Source organism: Brachyspira pilosicoli, assembly GCF_008016535.1.
GTDB classification, from domain to species: Bacteria; Spirochaetota; Brachyspiria; order Brachyspirales; family Brachyspiraceae; genus Brachyspira; species Brachyspira pilosicoli_A.
The window spans coordinates 1-18,573 of the sequence record NZ_SAXY01000060.1; the positions used below are offsets into that span (position 1 = coordinate 1).

Consider the following 18,573-nt stretch of genomic DNA (forward strand, 5'->3'; position numbering starts at 1 on the left):
AAGAGTACACGGCATAGACGAAAGAGAATTTTATTCACGATTAAATAAAAATATCACAGTAGAATTATTGAGAGAAAAATTAAAAGAATATACACATTTTTATAACAATCAAAGATTGATTTCTTCGTTAGGTTATATTACAATCAAAGAAAGAATCAAAAATATTATAGCAAGTAAAAGTACAATATCTATGGCTCCATGACATCAAATAAATAAAATATTAAAAAACATATATTATAAAATATTTTTTTTAGTATTTGTTTTAATAAAAATTGACAAACATAAAAATAAAACTATACTATATATATAAGAAAAAATTTATTTTTTTAAATCTAAGTAAAAAAGTTATCAAAATCACAATAGTAGGAGATTATCATGGCAACAAAAAAGATGGTTTACTTCTTTGGTAATGGTAAATCTGAAGGAGCTAAAGAAACAAAAGCATTGTTAGGCGGTAAAGGTTTAGGTCTTGCTCAAATGACAGAAAGTAAAGTACCTGTTCCAGCAGGTTTTACAATTACAACAGAAGTATGTGATTATTATTCAAAAAACAAATCATACCCTAAGGGACTAGAAAAAATAGTAGATGAAAACATTAAAAAACTAGAAAAGGCTATGGGAATGGAATTTGGTAATGCTGACAAACCTCTTCTCGTATCTGTACGTTCTGGTGCTGCTATATCTATGCCGGGTATGATGGACACTATACTTAATCTTGGAATAAACGAAAACGTAGTTAATGGAATTATTAAGAAAACTAATAATCCTAGATTTGCTTGGGACGCTTATAGAAGATTTATTCAAATGTTTGGTGATGTAGCTATGGGTGTTGATCATGACAAATTTGAAGAGATACTTGATGAGAGAAAAAAAGCTATAGCACCAAAAATTGGCAAAGCTGAAAAAGAAGTTAAAGATACCGACTTAGACGTTGAAGAGTTAAAAATTGTAGTAGAAAAATATAAAGCTATGTATAAACAAGAAATGGGCGAAGCTTTCCCTGATGACCCTAAAGTACAATTATGGCATGCTATTAATGCTGTATTTAGGAGCTGGAACAATCCTAGAGCTGAAGCTTATAGAAAGTTAAATGATATAAGAGGTCTTTTAGGTACAGCTGTAAATGTTCAGGCTATGGTATTTGGTAATATGGGAGATACTTCTGCTACTGGTGTATGTTTCTCTCGTAACCCTGCTACTGGTGAAAACAAATTTTATGGAGAGTTTTTAATTAATGCACAAGGTGAAGACGTTGTTGCTGGTATTAGAACTCCTCAAGAAATTACATTAGAAGGAAGTAAAGAATGGGCTAAAAATAATGGTAAAAGCAAAGAAGAAAGAAAATCTAAATATCCTTCACTTGAAGAAGTTATGCCTGATGTTTATAAACAATTAGTAAGCTATAAAAATCAATTAGAAAAATATTATAAAGACATGCAGGATATGGAGTTTACTATTCAAGAAGGCAAACTTTATATGCTTCAAACTCGTAATGGTAAGAGAACTGCTGCTGCTGCTGTAAGGATTGCCGTTGAGCTTGCTGAGGCTAAAATAATTTCCAAAGAAGAGGCTTTAATGAGAGTTAATCCTTCTGATTTGGATCAGTTACTTCACCCTATGTTTGACCCTAATGCTAAGAAAACTGCTAAGATACTTGCTAAGGGATTAAATGCTTCTCCGGGTGCTGCTGTTGGTAAAGCTGTATTTGCTGCTGAGAGAGCTGAGGCTATGAAAGAGGCTGGAGAATCTGTTGTACTTGTTCGTATAGAAACTAGCCCTGAAGACATTAAGGGAATGAATGCTGCTGAAGGTATATTAACTGCAAGGGGTGGTGCTACTTCACACGCTGCTGTTGTGGCTCGCGGTATGGGTAAATGCTGTGTTGCTGGTTGTAGTGCATTAGACATTGATTATAATCAAAAACTTATGAAAGTTAATGATACTGTAATTTATGAAGGTGATTATATTTCTATAGATGGTTCCACTGGTGAGGTTATGCTTGGACAGGTTACTACTAAAGAGGCTGATATGTCTGAAGACTTTAGAAAACTTATGCAGTGGGCTGATGAAAAAAGAAAAGAAAAGAAATTCGAAGTTCATACTAATGCTGACACTCCTAATGATGCTCAAATCGCTAGAAAATTCGGTGCTGAAGGTATTGGTTTGTGTCGTACTGAACATATGTTCTTTAATGCTGACAGAATTAAAAGCGTAAGACAGCTTATACTTGTTGCTGAAGAAGTGAAACAATTAAAAGAAAAATTAGAAGAAGCAAAAAAAATTGGCAAAGCTGATTTAGTTGAAGAATTAGAAAGACTTTATAAAGGACCAAGAAAACTTTATGATGATGCTTTAGATAGTTTATTCCCTATGCAAATGGAAGATTTTGTGGGTATATTTACTGCTATGGATGGTTATCCTGTAACAATAAGACTTCTTGACCCGCCTTTGCATGAGTTTATTCCTCATGAAGATTCTCAATTACAAGAGCTTGCTAATGAAATGGGAGAAAATTTTGATAAATTAAGAGCTATTAGAGATTCTTTACATGAGTTTAATCCAATGCTCGGACATAGAGGATGTCGTCTTGGTATCACTTATCCAGAAATATACGACATGCAGGCTAGAGCGATAATTGAAGCAGCTGTTAAAGTTAAGAAAAACGGCGTAGATGTTCACCCTGAAATAATGATTCCTCTTGTTGGTACTCTAAAAGAGCTTAAAATGATAAAAGAGAGAATTGTAAAAATAGCTGATGAAGTATTCTCTAAAGCGGGAGATAAAGTTGCTTATAAAGTTGGTACTATGATAGAAGTTCCTAGAGCTGCTTTAGTTGCTGATAAGATTGCTACAGAAGCTGAGTTCTTCTCATTTGGTACTAATGACTTAACTCAAATGGGAGGCGGTTTCTCAAGAGATGATGCTGGTAAATTCTTAAAAGACTATGTTGATAAAGAAATATACGAAAAAGACCCTTTCCAATCATTAGACCAAGAAGGTATTGGTGAGCTTTTAAGAATAGGTGTTACTAAAGGAAGAGCTGCTAATAAAAAACTTGTTGTTGGTATATGCGGTGAGCATGGAGGCGACCCTGCTACTGTTATGTTCTGTTATGATATAGGACTTAACTATGTAAGCTGTTCTCCTTATAGAGTACCTATTGCTAGACTTGCTGCTGCTCAAGGTATAATTAATGCTTCTGCCAAAAACAAAAAAACAAGTGTCAAAAAAGAAGTAAAAAAAGTAGCTAAAGCTGTTAAAAAAGAAGTAAAGAAAGAGCTTAAAAAAGATGCTAAAAAAGCAGCTTCTACAGTAAAAAAAGCTTCAAAAGATGTAAAAAAAGCAACTAAAGAAATAAAGAAAGTTGCTAAGGCTGTAAAAAATACTGTTAAAAAAGAAGTAAAAAAGGCAGTATCAAAAAAAACAAACTCTAAAAAATAATCTTTTATCTTTATAATTTGTAGCCTGTGTGCATATTAGCATGCAGGCTTTTTTATTGTATACTAAAAAGTTTATCAATTTTTATTATTGTTCTTTTTCCCGCAGCAAGAAGAACCAAAAAGTGCAAGTACTATAGCTTTGTATATTTGGAACATGTATAAACTATATTGTAATACCAACATTTTAAGCATAAAAAATGCAGTCCTTTTGCTTCTTTGGGCCACTACCGCAGGCACTTCCTTCGTCGCCCTGAAGGACTCCTTTCAGTCGCGGTGCGGACTTCGTCAAAGTTTTCGCCCTTCGGGCACGCTTCGCGAAAGTGCAAATTATTAGCTTATTAGTATAGCAAATATTTAAGTTTTATACCTAGTAAATAAATATATAAAATAATACCATATATTTTTGGCTATACTTTATAAAAATGCAGCCTTTTTAGTTCTTTGTACCAATACCACAGGCACTTCCTACGGTCGCAAAAGAACTGGGGGGTGCGTACCCTAAGGGCACGCTTCGCAGGGGGCTAGCCCCCGAAAGAAGTAAAAACATAAAAAATAAATTAAGCTTAAAAATTTTATTTACAAACGAAAAATATAAAATATAATAGAAACATGAATTATATATCAAACCTACACACTCATACCGCCTACTGCGATGGTAAAAATACTATAGAAGAAAATATATTATACGCAATAGATAAAAACTTTATAAGCTTAGGATTTTCAGGTCATTCTTATCTACAATTTGATAAAGCCGCTATGTCCAGAGAAAATACAATTAAATATTTGGAAGATATAAAAAAATTTAAAGAAATATATAAAAATAAAATTCAAATATATTCAGGAATAGAAGCAGATTATTATTCAAACTTAAATAAAAACACAGATAAAGAAATGATGTTAGATTATAGAATAGGCTCTGTACATTTTATAAAAGATGATGAAAATAATTATTTTTCTATAGACGCATCCAAAGAAAACTTTGTAAACACATTAAAACATTTTGGAAATATTAAAGAAGTGGTATTGAGATACTATAACAATCTAATAGATATGATAAATACTCAAAAACCAGATATTATAGGACATTTGGATTTAATTAGAAAATATAATTTTAATAAAGAATATTTTACAGAAGAAGAAGACTGGTATATAGAAAAGCTTAATGAAGTATTAGAAGTGATAAAGAAATCAAGCTCTATAGTAGAAATAAATACTAAAAAAATGAATAAAGATAATTTAAACGCCCATTATCCAAATACTGACACTATAAAAAAATTATTAAAATTAAATATACCTATTATCATAAACACAGATGCCCATTCTGCAAACAGTTTAGATTATTTTTATTATGAAATGGTAGAAAAATTAAAAACTTTTGGTTACACTAAAATAAAAATGCTTATAGATAGCTCATTTAAAGATATAACTCTAAACTAATCAAACGTATTTTTCCATTTGGTTATAAATAATTTCTGCTAAACCAAATGTTTTAGTTTTAGAGAACTCTTTAGCATATTCATCATATAGCATATCTTCAAATATCTCTTCTGCCATACCGCCGTCTACAAGTCCGCTTTTATTAACTGTCTTTCTCATCTCTTTAAGCATTTGATTAATCATTAAAGATTCAAAATCTTCAGAAACTTCTCTCAAACGTTTTTTTTGAAACTCTTTATTAGCATTTTCAGAAGTATTTTCTACACTAAACTTTGTACCATAATTTTGATACTCTTTTTTAGTGTTGTTAAGTTTATTTAAATTAGCAGTTCCAATACTCAAATTATATTTATCAGTAATATTCATATATTTACACCTCTATAAAAAAGCATACACCACTATTACTATCGGAAAATATATAAATCCTATTAATACAATTTTTTATTACCAAGTAACAATATACTCTGTGTAAATATAACCATTACTAATAGATTTAGAAATTTCTACTTTAGCTGAATTAGGATATCTATATCTAAATATATTATTAATTAACTCATCAAAATATATTTCCATCATATGATCATAGTTAGGAAAATAGTATAAATGATAAATAAGTTTTCGCTTCTCAGATTTTACAACTTCTATATTGATATTTTTAAATCTTTTATTACTAAATTTAATAAGCAAATCAGCTAGAGTACGACCTCTATAAAATTTTATTTTTAATTTATTTAAAACACTGCATTTTCTAAAACCATATTTAGCAACATCTCTTATACAATCTGTATTTCCATCATAAAATTCATTCATAATTATATTAATAGGCATGAAAAATGAACTAGATAATACAAATTTCTTTTTAAACTTCACTTTCTTTACATCGCTATATATAATTTTAGCATCCTCAGGCATTTTAGTAATTAAAGCAATAGTTTTTTCTTTGCCAAAAGTTTCTATCATAAACTTATAAAATCTTTTTACTAATGTATATTTAGCATAAGCTCTATCCCCATCATTAATACTCTTAATCTTTCCGGCAATAACTTCTTCAAAATCCTTAACTACATATGAAGACATCTCTTTATCTAATGTATCAATAGAATCTCCGGAAATATTAGAAAGAACTTCTATCTCTTTAATTAAATTAAATACATCATTAATACGCTCACTCATATCCTGTGTTTTACTAACTATATCATCTGTATTTTTAGATACTAATTTAACAGCCTCGTCATTTTTCTTAGAGAAATCTGATAAATGGACTAAATCATCTTTTGCAACAGATATTCTTCCATGTAAAGATGTATATTGTTCTTTAATATCTTTAATAGCATTAGTAAGATGTTCTATAGAAATATTCATATCTTTTGTGCTTATATATTTATCATCTACAACCTTTTTTACTTTAGTCATAGTATCTACAAAGTTATTTACTTTAGATATCATATTTTCTATCACATTCATTCTCTCTGACATTTTTTCTATCATTAAGTTCATCTCTTTTTCTATATCTCTAAGTATTCTATGAGCTTTTTCAGATTGAATATTTGTAGTAGTAGCCAATTTTCTTATCTCTTCAGCAACAACAGCGAAACCTTTACCTTGCTCACCTGCATGTGCAGCTTCTATTGCCGCATTCATCGCAAGCATATTAGTTTGCTGAGAAACATCTATAGTAGAATTAACAAACTCTGATATTCCTCTAATAGAAGACACAAGATTTCTAGTGATACTCTCTGTTTTTAATATTTTCTCTTTACTATCATTTGATAATGACAACATTACATCAGACTCATCTTTAGCCTTAGCAACAGACTCTGAAACCTCTTCCATATCTTTTTGTATTGATAATGTTAAAGAGTTAATTTGATTCAAACTTGTAGCCTGCTCATCAATTTTTATTTGAAGGTCATTAGTCATTTGATCTATAGATATAAGTTCAGAGAGGTTAGAAGCTATTATCTTATAAATTTCCAAATTACTACTTTCAACAGCTTTAAACTCATTTTGCTGAGAAGATATATTATCTACAATTAAGTTTACAGACTCAGTCATAGAACCAGCAACTTTAGAAATATCAGAAGTTTTATTTTTTAATAATGTAATTTGCTCTTTAAATATAGATAAAGTTTTTGATACAGTAGAAAATACATGCTGAACCATATCAAAAAATATTATTATCCAACTGCTTAAATAGCCTAGAGAATCTTTAGAGTTTATTTTAGTTATATTAATAAACATATTATTATTAAATACACCCTCTTCAAGTTCATGGGATATTTTATCTAAAGGTTTTAATGATATTGGTATAGTAATGTTTAATATAATGATTATTACTATAATAGCAAATATCAAAATAACAAATATAGTATTATTAGTTTGATCTAAAACACTTGAGAAATATGAGCTAGGTACAAACATAAATAGATTATATAAGCCACTGCTAAACTGTCTAACGAATATATGGTAAGGCACATCATCAATCATTACATTATTTTTTATAATTGTATTAGTAGATATATCTAAATTATTTATAGCAGCATTAAACCATGGAAAATCATTTACATTACTTAATATATATTTAGGATTGTCATGATATACTATTTTATTATTTCTTGTATCATATATTATTGTATTAAAAGGTCCTGTTTTTACTATATTAGTTAATACTTCATGTGCTATATCAAGTGAAACATCAGATAAAGAAACCCCTATAAGTCTGGAATCATCTGTAGAATATATAGGAGAAGAAAATGATACTACTTTTTGAGGCTTATCCAAATTTTTCAAATATGGAGAAGAATAATAAACATTTTGAGGTCTTTTAGTTTCCCTATTCCAATTATTAGGAAGTGCCAATGCATAAAACTCTTCATTTATATAATTATCCATAATAGTTCCAAACTGAGGTTCCATTGTGCCTGCATCAGGTACATCGTATAGATATAAAGAGTATAAATTTTTTAAATTAGCGTTATCTGATATAATACTAGGTTCAAAATATATGCCATTTGCTATAACATGATGCAAATCAAGCTGAGATTTATGAAATCTGTAAATTATATCTCTAAGGCTGTTTTGTGGATTTTCTACGTTGCCAACATCATACAATTCATAAGATACTGTAGCTATATCTGATAATGAAACTGTACCAACAGATGTAGTAGCATATATATTATTAAATGCTGATACTATATCATAAAAATAATTTTGCGTAACTGCCATAGCATTATCATACAATGCTTTTCTATTTGTTGTGCTATTAATAAAAATAGTTGGGGATAATGACAATGCAACTACTAAAATAACAGAAAAAAGTACCTTATTTTTTAAACTCATATATAGAAACCTTATTTTTTTTACTTGCAAAATTATTACTTAAATTGTCGGATATTGCAAGCATATTTTTGAGAGCCTTAAATATTTATTTTATATTAACATATATTAATATAAATATCATACTAATTTATCAAAACTCTTATTTTTTTACCATTCTCTTTTTAAATAAATTAAAAACCGAAATAAAATCTTCATTCTTGAAAACTACATTAACTATACTGTAAATTATAACACCTATAAATATAACAATAAAAACTTTTATTATAAAAACTATTCTTGTGCTACTATCTCTCAATATATAAAATCTAAGAGAATAAACTGCCATAGCCATAATAATGCTTGATAATAAAGTTTTAATAGTATTAATTTTACCACTATTAAGCGAAAAATACATATTCATTCTTTTCATAAGTAAAACATATAATATAATAAAAGAAACAATGTTTGCTATTACACTAGAAATAGAAATTCCTATAATATCAAAATGAAATATATAAACGCATAAATAATTGCTAATAGCATTAATAATAAAAGCAAAAAAAGCTATATATACAGGGGTTTTCATATCTTTCATAGCATAAAAAGACTGTACAACAATCCTATAACTAGCAACAAAAAAAAGCGAAACAGATAAATACCTCAAAGCATTAGACACAAGCAAAGTAGATTTCTCTGAAAAAGCCCCATATTGAAAAATCATAGCAACAATTTCTTTGCCAAGTATCATAAAACCAAAAGTTGCAGGTATAGTTATTAATGCCACCAACCTCAAAGAATAAGAAAGAGTGTCTTTCGCCTCATCATATTTTTCATTAACTATTAACTTGCTTAAAGTAGGAAGCATAACAGTGGCTATACTAACAGCAAAAACTCCCAAAACAAACTCATGTATCCTATTAGCAAAAGTAACAGCTGACACCCTGCCCTCACCAATAGCACCAGCAAAAGCAGTAGATACAAGCAAATTAATCTGATAAATACTCGCACCAAATATACCCGGAGCAAATAGTTTAATCATCTTTATAACATAACTATCTCTAAAATTAAAATTAGGCAAAAAATTAAATCCAAGCTTCTTTACAAAAGGAATCTGATAAGCAAATTGTACCATTCCTCCAATAAGTACAGCTATAGCAAAAACATAAGACATATTATCAAAAACATTAGGAAGCAAAAAATAAAATATCAATGCCAAAGATATAATAACAATATTAAGAAGTATAGGACTTGCAGCAGATATAGAATAATATCCCCTCACATTCAAAACTCCCTGCATCAAAGCGGCAAGTGAAATAAACAAAAGATAAGGAAACATTATCCTTGATAAGTCAGTAGCCAAACTATAAGCCTCATAACTTGCCGATTTATAAAGCAGCTTTACTAATAAAGGTGAAATTAATATTCCGACAAAAACTATAAATATTAGTATTAATGACAATAATGTAAAAACAGCCCTAAAAAAAACTTTAGAAGCCTCAATACCTTTATTTTTTTCAAGGTCGGTAAAAACAGGTATAAAACTAGCAACCATATTGCCCTCAGCAAATAGCCGCCTCAAAAGGTTTGGAAGTATGAACCCTATAGCAAAAGCATCTGCTATAAATGTTGTACCAAGTAAAATAGCCTGTATTTGGTCGCGTACAAGTCCAAAAACTCTGCTTATAGTAGTTACCACAGACATCTTTAAACTTGACTTTACTATGTTTTCTTTTGTATTTATTTTCTCATTTTTTTCTTGCATACAATTATCTCTTTTACTATTATATAACTATTACTAATTAAAATAAGAAAAATACTGAGATTCTATTTGATTAATTATTCTTTTTTATCTTCTTCTTTTTGCAAAGTTTTTTTCTCTTTTTTTAGGGCTTTTTTTTCTTCTTTCAGAGCTTTTTTAGATTCTTTCAAAGCCTGCTTCTCCTCTTTTTTTAATTCTTTAGCTCTAATTTTATCTCTCTTAGCTTCAATTTTAGCTTCTTTTTTAGCCTCTTTTAAAGCTCTCTTCTCTTCTTTTTTTAATTCTTTAGCCTTAATTTTTTCTAACTTGGCTTCCATCTTAGCTTCTTTTTTAGCATTTTTTATAATTCTTTTCTTATTTCTCTTTACAGAAACCTTTTCAAAAAATACCAATATCCAAAATTTTATATAATCAAAATATAAAAATATCCTAAAAATATTTCTTTTGAGATAAAAAAACTCCTCTTTATTTGCCTCAATTACTTTCATATTTGGAGATTTTTTCTTTCCGCAAAAACAGTCCAAAGGTCTTGAGATAGGCACGCATAATTTCATGCCTAATTTACCTCTATTTTCATTAAACCAATATAAAGACTTTTTAAAAGGCATATATATAAAAAATACATCAGGATTCATTTTTTTAAAACCAATAAAAGCTTTGTCCAACTCTGATTTATTCTTTGTATTTTGATAAGTTCCAAGTATGCTAATATCAGGATATATTTTTTTCATTTTTTCAGTGATTGTAAAAAAATACTTCTCTTCATCACCAAATAAAAACATTGTCATCTTTCTTTGTTCTATATAAGACAATACACTAGAAAATAAATTAAAATCTTTAATATACTCTAATTCTTCTTTATATATAAACTTATATGCTTTAGATATGGAAGGATGAGCAGCAATAACTAAAGAAGCATTTTCTATAATATTTTTTAATTTTTTATTAAAACGAACACTCAATAATTGATGCACATCCAATGTTACTATAAGAACATCATTTCCATCTTTTAGTTGATCTAAAGCAGTATATAAATCATTGTTAAAAGTATCTATTCTAATACCTAACAAAGAATTTTTATTTATCATAAAATATTAAGCCCTAAAATCATATAGCAAGAGTTCTGCATAACTCCAAATCTATAGGATCAATTTTAGGAACTTTTTTAACAGCATCAGCCAAAGGAGTGTAGGTATATTCACCTTTCCATATACCAACAGCAACATTTCTTTTACCTTCTAATAATGCCTTAACTGCAATATAACCAAATCTTGCAGCCATAAGACGTTCACGAGAAGTAGGAGCTCCGCCTCTTTGCATGTGTCCAAGTATAGTAACACGAGTATCAAAACCCGTTTTACCTTCTATTTGTTTAGCTACCTCCATAGCACCTCCTGACTCATCACCTTCAGCAACCACTATAATAGAAGATTTTTTACCTCTCTTTTTTGCTACTTGCAAGTTTTCTACTATCTTATCAATATCAGTAGTTGTCTCTGGAATAAGTATGTCTTCAGCACCAGAAGCTATACCAACTTCTAAAGCAATATAACCAGCATGTCTGCCCATAACCTCAACTACAAAACATCTTCCATGGCTAGTAGCAGTATCTCTTAATTTGTCTATAGCATCCATTGCAACATTTACTGCTGTATCATATCCTATAGTATAATCAGTACCAAATATATCATTATCTATAGTACCCGGTATACCAATAACAGGAAACTCTTCATGGTGATTAGCAAAATCTAAAGCACCTTTATAAGTACCATCACCGCCTATAACAACCAAAGCATCTATACCATTGTATTTCATATTATCAGCTGCTTTTTTCATGCCTTCTTCTGTTTGAAACTCTGGAGATCTTGCAGAAAATAAAATTGTACCGCCATGGTTAATAATGCCGCCAACAGAACCTGCATTCATCTGATAAACATTATTATACATTAATCCCTGATAACCCTCTCTTATACCTACCACTTCTAATCCATTAGCTATAGCTGTTCTAACAACACTTCTTATAGCAGGATTCATTCCTGAAGCATCACCGCCGCTTGTTAATACTCCTATTTTCTTTATATCAGCCATATTGAAATAACTCCTTATAAAACATATAATATTTAATTATATTATTATTTATCTAATTTTTTATTATATATTATATATTAATAATAAAAGAATTGATATACAAAAAATAAAAAAAATTAATATGATAAATTCAGAATATGTTGAAATAATAAACATCATAGAAAATAAAAGATGGGATAAACTCAAATATATCCTAAACGATATGCACCCTATAGAAATAGTGGACATAATGCGTATATTAGAAAATAATAAAGATAAAACTATTCTTTTTAGATTATTATCAACAGAGAAATCTGCTTTAGTCTTTTCCGAATTAGATGTTAATGAACAGGAAGAATTAATATCTTCTATGAATGATAAAGAAATAGAAGAATTAATGCATGAAATGAGTCCTGATGATAGAACTTCTCTTTTTGAAGAACTTCCAGAAGAAATAAATAAAAAAATATTTTCTTTAATGGAAAAAGAAGATTTGTATATTACTAAACAATTATTAGCTTACCCTGAATATAGTGTTGGCCGTATAATGACCACAGAATATATATCTATATATCCAAACTTTTCTGTAAGTGAAGCTTTAGAATATATTAGAAAATATGGAAAAGATTCTGAAACTTTTGAGGTTATATATATAGTTGGTAATAAAAATATATTATTAGGATATATTTTATTAAAAGATTTATTATTTGCTAAAAAAACTGATATAATAGAAAACCTTATGCATACAGACATCATATATCTTTCTGCATATTCAGACCAAGAAGAAGCTGTACTTGTTGGAAGGAAATATGACTTATTATATATACCTGTAGTAGATGCCAAAAACGCTTTAATAGGAATAGTTACTATTGATGATATATTTGATATAGCCGAAGAAGAAGATACAGAAGACTTCCACAAATTAGGTGCTATAAGCATAGATGATGACTTTACAGGAAATATTAAACAAGCACCTATATTAACTCTATATAAAAAAAGAATTAATTGGCTTTTTATATTAGTTTTTATAAATATATTTTCTGGATATTTTATAGGAATATTTGAAGAAACTATAAGCAAATATGTTTCTTTAATATTCTTTTTACCACTTTTAATAGACAGTGCTGGAAATGCTGGGGCTCAATCTTCCACACTCATAATAAGAAGTTTATCGCTTGGAGATGTTAAAAAAAGCGATTGGTTATTTATGTTTTTTAAAGAAATTGCTATATCTTCTATACTTGGTATTACTATGAGTTTAGCTGTTTCGCTTATTGCAGTATATAGGGGTGGATTAATGATAGCTTTGGTTGTGTCATTATCTATGATATGCGTTGTAGTGATAGGAAGTCTTATAGGGTTATGTTTGCCTTTTATATTTGTGAAACTAAAAAAAGACCCTACTACAAGCAGTGTTCCTTTGGTTACTTCTATATGTGACATTACTGGTACTTCTATATATTTGTTATTAGCAAGCATTATACTCACAAAAATTAATATATAATAATCTATTAGCATAAATTTTAAAAATAAAAAATGAATGTAATATAAAACTATGCCGATAATAATTAAAACTATTTTTAGGAATTTTAATTATGAAAAAATATATAGTTTTAATATTTATATTTGCTATAAGCACTATATATGCAAGCAATTATGAGAGTATGATAAAATCAATGAGATTAGAAAATATAGAAGAATTATCAATAGCTGATGATAATTCTACTATTACATTCAATCAATTAGCAGAGTATTATGCAAGCATAGTAACAGATAAAAATGCAACTCCTGAACAATTAGAAGCTTTGGGAAATATTATAAAATTATGGACTGATACTATAAATCAAAACTTCTCTAAAGAAGAAATATTTACTAAATACAGCACAGTAACATCAACTCTATCATCTATGTCTATACTTTTAATATTAAGAATAGCAATAAAAGATAACAACATACAAACAGAAGAAATGCAAAAAAGTATTTATGAATCAATTAATAATAGATTTATACCATCATTTGCACAATTTAAAAATGACGGCTGGAAAACAGATTTTAACTTTTATGTAATAAATATGTCAGCTTCAGTTTGTAAATGGTATGAAGATGAATCAAAAAAATTAGACTATCCCAATTTTAAAGTATGGAGAGAGGGAGATTTTTAATTTAATTAATATAAAAAACATTAAAAAATTATTATTCATGGAGGAATAAAATCATGGAAGCACAAGTTCAAGAGAGAGAAGAGGTAATGACTATTACAGCTAAAGAAGATGTAAAAACTCTCATTACAAAATATAAAGAACAAAATATTATAACTATCACAAGCAAAAAAATCAAAGCTATATAAAAAACAAAAAGGCAAATTATTATTTATTTACTAATAGAAAATAATTGCCTTTTTATAAAATAATTAAAATAGTTTTATATGTTTTAAATAAATTTTTAAAACATTAATAATTATTTTTAAACTAATTTCAAATAATGCTATGAAAATTACAAATTAAAATTCAGCACCTTCAGCACTTAAAAATCCGTCCTTTCCTTTATCATAAGAACTCTTTAATAAATATCCGTAAAAACCTTTAGGGTACATTTTTAAAGCTTCATCTAATTCTCTAAAAGCCTTATCAGTTTCATTGACTTTCATATATGCCATAGACCTATAAATATAAGCCCTGTAAATCATATAATCTGGTAAATTACTTGTATCATTTAAAGAAGTTATTACAGAATAAAAAGCAGCATTGTTATAAAAGTTCAAAGTAGCTATCTGCCACATTCCATATATTTGCTTTGCCTTTATATTGTTTTTATCTTTTAATAGTGCCAAACGAGCATAAGTATACATATCAACTATTATACTATAAGGATATTGGTTATTAAAAAAAGCAAGTGAAGTAAAAGAGTTTGCAAAGTTGGCATAAGAAGCATAAATATCAGAAGAGCCTTTTTTGAAAACTTTATCTTTTTTAAGATTATTGTATATATACAATAAAGTTTTATAATCTTCTTCAAAGGTTCCGCTTGCAATAGACACATTAGCCCAAAGAGTGTAGCATTCTATACTTAAATGCATTTTCTCTTCTTCGTTTAAACTGCTGTTATTAACTCTATTTAAAATATCCTTAGCTTCGCTCACTCTTACAAGTCTTGAGCCTGAATGGTATTCATTATTTTTATTATCTATTTCTTTTAATATAGCATTAGCCTTGCTTGAAATCTCTCCGTATAAACTGCACAAAGCATTAATAAAAATCAAAACAATAACTCTAAACATTTTAATTTCCTTATTTTTATTTATTAAACTCAAGCAATTATATATATTAAAATTTTTAATTTTATAAAAAGTGTTTTTTATCTTTTTTATTTGTGGGGACTAGCCCCCACACCCCCACTTCTTTTGGTGACCCAAAGAAGCAAAAGGACTGCATTTATATACAAAATATAGGTCTTATTTTATACATATTCCAAATATATAAAGTTAAAAAACTTGCACTTTTTGGTTCTTTTTGCGGCGGGAAAAAGAACAACAAAAAAATTGATAAACTTAAAAATTTTTAGTATATTTAATCATATCTTAATTAAACATTCCTTTTCCTTTGGCGTTCATATTGGTAACATTCTTTATAAAAGCTCCCTCTGGAAATATATCTTTTGCCATCTTCATATATTTATCATAATTGGTTTTATCATTATTCTTAAAATAAGCCTGTGAAGTCCATAAATAAACTATATGCTTTTCCCATTTCTCTTTGGCACTATTTTCAGCCTTTTTAAATATTGGAAGAGATTTATCTATTCCGCCGCCTACAAATTCAGGACTGTATGCTGTAAGTATTGCTTTACCCAAAAGTGAAGTAAAATGATTCGCATTAATCTTTAAAGCATTATCATATATCTCCCCAGACTTGCCTGAAAGTTTTACAACCTCATTAAATGAAGAATAATTAATAGCACTACTCATCACATCAGCAACAGAAGCCATATAATCAGCATCTTTTTCTGTTAATAACGGTGTATTCTTTTTTATATTATCATTTAATAACTTATAAGACTCTCTTTTACTTTTTGGATTCATATATATTTCCATAAGTAAAATAAGATTCTCATAAGTTTGCTTTTCTGTCTTTCCATAATTGCCGTTTTTTATTTTTTCTATAGCCTTATATAAATCATACGCTTTGTTCGTATTAGCCATATAATAGAGATTATAAAGTTCATTAAAATCTTTGCTGTATGAGAAAGCCGAAAAACTAAAAGCTAAAGATAAAAATAAAACTGTAAAAATTTTTCTCATCATAAACCCTCCTTAAAATACTATAGTGCTGATTATCAAATTCATAACCAAACTATTATTATTATCAACACCGAAAGTCAATTGTAAAGGTGTTGAGCCGTAGAGATTGTAGCCTATTCCGCCTCCTACAACATATAATAAATTGCCTTTATTAATGCTATTTTCAAAATATTTTCCGTATCCTATATTTCCAAAAGCAACTAAGTATATATCATTAAAACCAGAAGGAAGAAATCTCATAAAAAGTTTATATTCAAGATGAACAAATGTAAGAAAGTCCATATTTTTAAGATGTGCTTCCAAATTACTTAAAGGCATCATCATAATAGAGTATAAATACTTAAACCCAATAGAATATTTTTTCTCGCTTTTATCAAAATAAGCACTGTATCCTATATAAGGCATAATTCCAAGCTCGCCCCAATAATGAAAAAATGAATAAGGCATACTAAATGAAACATTATAAGAATACTGCTTTTCATTAGGTATAATACTCGCACCAAAACCTGCATTAAACTTTAACTTATTAACTCCATCATCAATAAATGTACTACTTAAACCAATATTTTGATTAATCTTAAATATAGAACTTAATCTGTAAACCTCTCTCTCAGACGCTATCATTTTACCTATATTCATGGCATAATAAATACTTACATTATCAAAAGAATAACATAATCTTAATTGTCCATAATATTCCAAATTTTTATAATTGAATGTAGCAAACGGAGGAGTTATTCCTTGTTTGTAATTTAAATCTATAAAAAATCTTCTATATCTGTATTCCATTCCAAGATTGGCGAATATTCCAAATGATGACTCTGCCCCATAATCAAAACTTATTCCCACACGCGGAACATATACAAAATGTGAATTCTTTTTATACGCATATCCTAAATCAACAGAAAATGGAAAACCAAAATAATTATAACTATAATGAAAACTTGAGTTTACAAAATCATTCTGAGCAAAAAGGAAACTTGACAATATAAAAAATATTAATAGCAATTTTTTCATAAAACGCAACTCACATATATTCAACTATATTAATATTACAACAAAAGTATTATGTCTGTAAATATACTTTGCACAAAATATCAATTTTTTTATTTCTTATATTCAAATATACTGCTTCTAAACAAATAATAATCTGCAACTATAGAAATAGTCCAATTTAATATACCAACAAAAGACCACATAAACCATAAATAATTATTATATTTATATGTGATGACATTTACAATAATCATTATTACAGAATAAATTACAACAGCAATAATAGAGTTTTTTAAATTAATTTTATATATATCATAACTATACTTTCTTATTTTAGGCTTTATATTATCAGAGAAATTCCAAAAAGAATAAATAACTATATAAATAAATAATACCAAATAAAAATAAGGCATAGTAAGTTTATAACCTATTTTAGTAGTTTCATTAAAAAAAGTTAAACTATCTACAATCACACCAAAAGTAAAAGCTAAAAGAGCTGTAGAAAAAGATGATATTAAAACTGTTAATATTTTTATATATAAATTATGTACAACTTTTGCATCTCTGCTTATATCTTCAAAAACTTCATCAATATTGCCAAGTTCATCTATAGATTTAATGCAAGCCTCTTCATATTTCATTCCATTTTTTACATAATGCTGAACTTTAGAATTTAACATATCTTTTATTTCATCTAATTGTTCAATAACTTCTTTCGTATTAGGATATTTCTTTTTAATATTTTTGTAAAACTCATTAATATTCATTATATTATTTCCTGTTAATATTTTTATATGGAGGAAGTTTTATAGCGTTTCCTTTTTTATGAACCTCTTCCTCAAGTAACACTCTATTACTTAAAGCAGCATCTATTGGAAATGATGAATAGCTTGTTACATTAAACATAGAAGATAAATCTATTGATGATTTTTTTGAGTTTAATAAATATTCTTCACTTATATTTCTATTTACTTCAGAATGCATTGCTTCCCTATAAGAAGATTCTGAAGTTTTTATTCCTATAGTGTCAGCATACATAGAAACAGGTATATTTGAAGAAAAATTCACAACGCTAAAAAGTAATGGTATCTCTCTAGATTCTAACTCTTCTTTGCTTATCTCCATTTTTTTAATATCTTTTTTCTTTTTGTTTATAATAGACACATAACATTCCTATTTTTATAAATTACATCTCATATATAATACTAAAAAAATTATTTTATAAAATTAAAATATAAACAAAAAAGACTAGCTCTAAT

The 18,573-nt window shown here is 27.9% G+C and carries 15 protein-coding genes and 1 pseudogene; 6 read left to right on the forward strand and 10 right to left on the reverse strand.

The window, feature by feature from the left end:
• From EPJ72_RS13075 to EPJ72_RS09825, 3 genes are all read left to right on the forward strand, one after another.
• The coding region (locus EPJ72_RS13075) for an IS3 family transposase (RefSeq protein ID WP_158636870.1) at positions 1-202 on the forward strand (202 nt) is incomplete at its 5' end.
• Between the two features lie 173 nt (positions 203-375).
• Positions 376-3,441 carry a pyruvate, phosphate dikinase gene (gene ppdK / locus EPJ72_RS09820; protein ID WP_147731985.1) on the forward strand — a complete coding sequence of 1,022 codons (3,066 nt, stop codon included), beginning with the start codon at positions 376-378 and terminating at the stop codon, positions 3,439-3,441.
• A 608-nt stretch (positions 3,442-4,049) separates the two neighbouring features.
• Positions 4,050-4,877 carry a histidinol-phosphatase gene (locus EPJ72_RS09825; protein WP_147731986.1) on the forward strand — a complete coding sequence of 276 codons (828 nt, stop codon included), beginning with the start codon at positions 4,050-4,052 and terminating at the stop codon, positions 4,875-4,877.
• Here EPJ72_RS09825 and EPJ72_RS09830 read toward each other — a convergent pair whose 3' ends face one another.
• The 5 genes from EPJ72_RS09830 to pfkA all read right to left on the reverse strand — a co-directional run bounded on the left by EPJ72_RS09830 (position 4,878) and on the right by pfkA (position 12,042).
• The gene (locus tag EPJ72_RS09830; RefSeq protein WP_147731987.1) at positions 4,878-5,243 is read right to left on the reverse strand and encodes a rod-binding protein; all 366 of its coding nucleotides are present in this window, start codon (positions 5,241-5,243) and stop codon (positions 4,878-4,880) included. It abuts the gene before it with no gap.
• A 78-nt stretch (positions 5,244-5,321) separates the two neighbouring features.
• Positions 5,322-8,216, reverse strand: a complete 2,895-nt coding sequence (locus EPJ72_RS09835) for a methyl-accepting chemotaxis protein (RefSeq protein WP_147731988.1) — start codon at positions 8,214-8,216, stop codon at positions 5,322-5,324.
• 139 nt (positions 8,217-8,355) lie between these two features.
• Positions 8,356-9,957, reverse strand: a complete 1,602-nt coding sequence (murJ, locus tag EPJ72_RS09840; protein ID WP_147731989.1) for a murein biosynthesis integral membrane protein MurJ — start codon at positions 9,955-9,957, stop codon at positions 8,356-8,358.
• Positions 9,958-10,031: 74 nt separating this feature from the next.
• Entirely contained in the window at positions 10,032-11,042 is a 1,011-nt protein-coding gene (locus tag EPJ72_RS09845) for a WecB/TagA/CpsF family glycosyltransferase (protein WP_147731990.1), read from the reverse strand.
• Positions 11,043-11,061: 19 nt separating this feature from the next.
• Positions 11,062-12,042 carry a 6-phosphofructokinase gene (pfkA, locus tag EPJ72_RS09850; protein ID WP_147731991.1) on the reverse strand — a complete coding sequence of 327 codons (981 nt, stop codon included), beginning with the start codon at positions 12,040-12,042 and terminating at the stop codon, positions 11,062-11,064.
• Positions 12,043-12,163: 121 nt separating this feature from the next.
• On the opposite strand from pfkA, the gene mgtE reads away from it, so the two are divergent.
• From mgtE to EPJ72_RS13645, 3 genes are all read left to right on the forward strand, one after another.
• Positions 12,164-13,525, forward strand: a complete 1,362-nt coding sequence (gene mgtE / locus EPJ72_RS09855; RefSeq protein WP_147731992.1) for a magnesium transporter — start codon at positions 12,164-12,166, stop codon at positions 13,523-13,525.
• 91 nt (positions 13,526-13,616) lie between these two features.
• Positions 13,617-14,183: a hypothetical protein gene (locus EPJ72_RS09860; protein ID WP_147731993.1), complete on the forward strand. Its 567-nt coding sequence runs from the start codon at positions 13,617-13,619 to the stop codon at positions 14,181-14,183.
• 53 nt (positions 14,184-14,236) lie between these two features.
• Positions 14,237-14,368, forward strand: a complete 132-nt coding sequence (locus tag EPJ72_RS13645) for a hypothetical protein (protein ID WP_277871920.1) — start codon at positions 14,237-14,239, stop codon at positions 14,366-14,368.
• Between the two features lie 153 nt (positions 14,369-14,521).
• On the opposite strand, the gene EPJ72_RS09865 is transcribed toward EPJ72_RS13645, so the two are convergent.
• From EPJ72_RS09865 to EPJ72_RS09890, 5 genes and pseudogenes are all read right to left on the reverse strand, one after another.
• The gene (locus EPJ72_RS09865) at positions 14,522-15,298 is read right to left on the reverse strand and encodes a hypothetical protein (protein WP_147731994.1); all 777 of its coding nucleotides are present in this window, start codon (positions 15,296-15,298) and stop codon (positions 14,522-14,524) included.
• A gap of 300 nt (positions 15,299-15,598) precedes the next feature.
• Positions 15,599-16,321 (reverse strand): hypothetical protein, encoded by a 723-nt coding sequence (locus EPJ72_RS09875; protein WP_147731996.1) that lies wholly within the window; start codon positions 16,319-16,321, stop codon positions 15,599-15,601.
• A 9-nt stretch (positions 16,322-16,330) separates the two neighbouring features.
• Positions 16,331-17,335 (reverse strand): hypothetical protein, encoded by a 1,005-nt coding sequence (locus tag EPJ72_RS09880; RefSeq protein ID WP_147731997.1) that lies wholly within the window; start codon positions 17,333-17,335, stop codon positions 16,331-16,333.
• 89 nt (positions 17,336-17,424) lie between these two features.
• A complete protein-coding gene (locus EPJ72_RS09885) occupies positions 17,425-18,081 on the reverse strand; it encodes a permease prefix domain 1-containing protein (RefSeq protein WP_147731998.1) in 657 nt (218 codons plus the stop codon).
• A 13-nt stretch (positions 18,082-18,094) separates the two neighbouring features.
• A pseudogene (locus EPJ72_RS09890) lies at positions 18,095-18,478 on the reverse strand (SagB/ThcOx family dehydrogenase); the annotation flags it as partial.
• Positions 18,479-18,573 lie beyond the last annotated feature (95 nt).